Annotated in this window: 2 protein-coding genes and 1 pseudogene; 1 reads left to right on the top strand and 2 read right to left on the bottom strand. The window is 59.8% G+C overall.

The window, feature by feature from the left end:
- Positions 1–249: 249 nt before the first annotated feature.
- Positions 250–1,284, bottom strand: a complete 1,035-nt coding sequence (locus tag CPT76_RS26705) for a YeiH family protein (protein ID WP_105445054.1) — start codon at positions 1,282–1,284, stop codon at positions 250–252.
- Positions 1,285–1,514: 230 nt separating this feature from the next.
- Between CPT76_RS26705 and CPT76_RS26700 the strand changes: the two are divergent.
- Positions 1,515–2,419 (top strand): annotated as a pseudogene (locus CPT76_RS26700) (LysR family transcriptional regulator).
- Here the strand turns inward: CPT76_RS26700 and CPT76_RS26695 are convergent.
- A partial coding sequence (locus CPT76_RS26695; RefSeq protein ID WP_105445053.1) for a formate/nitrite transporter family protein occupies positions 2,404–3,048 on the bottom strand: 645 nt, incomplete at its 5' end. The pseudogene CPT76_RS26700 and the gene CPT76_RS26695 sit on opposite strands and share 16 nt — an antisense overlap.

Below are 3,048 nucleotides of genomic sequence, written 5' to 3'. Positions count from 1 at the left end.
AACTGACGGAGGACGAAGAGCTGCCGGATGTTCCGGATGCGGACGACATTTCGGCGAACAGTCCGGTCGATCCTTCCGCGATCGCCATGGTGGAGGATATGCACGGAACGGACCTGATCAATGGATATGACGGCGATGATTCCGAAGAACTGTAGCCGATACGTTCATTTAAGATTGTAAAAAAAGAGGAGGACTCCGCCGTTCCCGGCCGGAGTCCTTCTTTAGGTGTTGGCCGGTACGTTCCGGCGTTTATGCTAATCCCAACGCCTTGACCAGCACATATCCAACGCCGGCAAGCAGGCAGGAGCCGAGCAGCGCTGCGGCGAACGGCCGGCCCCCTTTGCGCCCGAACACGGCGAAGTCGACGTTCAGGCCAAGACCGGCCATGGCCATGGCCATCAGCATATAAGCTGCCGTGACGATCTGCGAGGCAGCCGATTCCGGCAGGATGCCCAGCGTATGGATGCCGCTCATCACAAGAAAGCCAAGCACAAACCATGGGATGGGAATACGGGTTCTTTCCCCCGGTGCGGTGCGCCCGCCCTTGCGGCTGCTCCAGAGGCCGACGAGAACGGCGACGGGAACGAGCAGCGCCACCCGTGTCAGCTTGACGATGACGGCCATATCTTCGGCCTCCTTGCCCCCTGGCGCTGCTGCCGCGATGGCATGGGCGACTTCATGGAGCGTGCCGCCCGCAAACACGCCGTATCCGGCCGGCGACAGGCCGAGCAGCGGATACAGGCCGACGTACAGCAGCGTAAACAAGGTGCCGAGCAGGGCAACTACCGCGGCGCTGACCGCCGTCTCCTGCTCGTTCGCCCGAACCTGCGGCGCGATGGCGGCCACAGCCGCCGCCCCGCAAATGGCCGAACCGCAGGCGGCCAGCAGCGACATGACCGGATCGACCTTCATCAGCCGGGCGATGCCGTATACCGCGAGCAGCGTCACGCTGATATTGACCGCGGCCAGCAGCAGAACCTTTGGCCCGGCATGAACGATGTCCGCCAGGTTCAGCCGCATGCCGAGCAAAATAATGCCCAGCCTGAGCAGCTTTTTATTGGAAAAGGAGATGCCGGGCATCGCGTACTCCGGCACGCCGGCGAATGCGCGGTAAACCATGCCAAGCAGGATGGCCAGCACCAGCTGCCCCATGATGCCGAGAAAAGGCAGCAGCGCCAGCCCCTTGGCCAGCAGTGATAATACAAACGTGAGGCAGAGCCCCAGCATATAAGCGTTCAAATTGCGCTTTTTGCGCGGCAGGGCCGATCCCTGAGATGCAATCATGATTCATTCCTCCCGTCCGTAGCCTGGTCATTCAAGCGGCTATCGATACGCTCACTATAGAATGTCCGGCTCCGGAAGGGAAATACCGATTTGCTATCCCGATCATCAGGATAACTTATGATTGATTGCGGCCCTCCCCCACGTTACACTGAGTGTAATCTTCAGCGCTGCCTTAGCCTTTGCCTTAGCCTCACTTGCCGCTGAAGAAATGATAAACAGGAGTCCACGCCATGATCACAGACACACTAAAGGTCTTCGTCACCGTCGCCGAAGAGCGCAATTTCTCCCGCGCCGCCAAGCTGCTCCATCTGTCCCAGCCGGGGGTAAGCCTGCACATCCGGAACTTGGAGGATGAGCTGGGCACGAAGCTGATGCTCCGGTCCCCGAAGCAGGTCAGACTGACCGAGGCCGGCGAAATCTTGTTCCGGAAGGCCAAGCAGATGCTAGCGCTGTACGAGGAGGCCCAGCAGGAGATCCATCTGCTGCGGGATGTCGTGACCGGCTCCTTGAGCATCGGTGCAAGCTTTACGATCGGCGAATACATCCTTCCGGCCGTTCTCGCCGAATATGCGCACCAATACCCCGAAGTGGACGTGCAGGTTCACATCAGCAACACCGACAACATCGTGCACGATATCCGCGAAGGGCGGTTTCATATCGGTCTGGTTGAAGGCAGCACGACCGCCAGGGATGTGCAGCTAACCACGTTCATGGAGGACGAAATGGTGCTGGTGATGTCGCCTGACCATCCCCTCGCAGCCTACAAATCGATTGATCCCGGCATGCTGCAGGACCAGGTGTGGGTCTTGCGCGAAAGCGGTTCGGGCACACGCGGGCCTACAGCGACCGGCTGATTGAGGAGGGAGGACTTGCGGTCAAGCGGAGCTTCGTCTTCAGCAGCAGCCAGGGTGTCAAGGAAGCGGCCGCCGCGGGCCTTGGCATCGCTGTCCTGTCCCGCTGGGTCGTCCGCAAGGAGCTTGGCAGCGGCGAGCTGTGCGAGGTGAAGCTGAAAGGAATGAAGCTCGGCCGGGACCTGCTGATGGTTCAGGGCAAAGATCAGCCGGCCGGCATGGCGCTTCTCAAATTCGTGCATATTTTGGAGCAGTACGCAAAGCGGCATTACGCCGATTTATGATTCGCCTTCTCGGCCAAAGGCAGCATGGAGCCGGCGGGCTGGCGGTAAGCGGCGAAATACGCAAGGGCCACAAAGACCGCTCCGCCGATGAGATTGCCCAGGAACACCGCCGCGAAGTTCGGGAAGTACTGGCTCCAGCTCATCTGACCGGCAAAGATCGCGGCCGGAATGACGAACATGTTCGCGACTACGTGCTGAAAGCCGATGGCGACAAACGCCATGACCGGAAACCAGATCCCGAAGATTTTTCCGGTAACATCCTTTGCGCCGTAACCGAGCCAGACCGCCAGGCAGACGAGCCAATTGCAGCCGATGGCCGATACGAAAGCCTGCAGGAACGAATCATGCACCTTTGCTTCGGCCACAGCTACTGTTTTGGCCAGAAACGCTCCTTCCGTCAGCCCGGCGACATGCCCGAAGAAATAGGCGACGAACACCGCCCCGATAAAGTTGGCGACCGTAACGAGAATCCAGTTTTTGAGGACGGCGCCAAAGCCGATTTTACGGGAAAACCACGCCATTGGAAGCGTCATCATGTTCCCCGTTAATAGTTCCCCTCCGGCCAAGACGGTCAGGATCAGCCCGACCGGGAAGACGGCTGCACCCAGAAATCCGGCGACCGAGCCCCA

Origin of the sequence: Paenibacillus sp. AR247, assembly GCF_002968895.1 — a bacterium.
In the GTDB taxonomy this organism is placed as follows: Bacteria; Bacillota; Bacilli; order Paenibacillales; family Paenibacillaceae; genus Paenibacillus_AQ; species Paenibacillus_AQ favisporus.
This window is presented reverse-complemented; position numbering and strand designations above follow the sequence as displayed.

Bases quoted from the DNA above. Each gene is read 5' to 3' on its own strand.
- CPT76_RS26705 (WP_105445054.1), bottom strand. From the start codon at position 1,284: ATGATTGCATCTCAGGGATCGGCCCTGCCGCGCAAAAAGCGCAATTTG.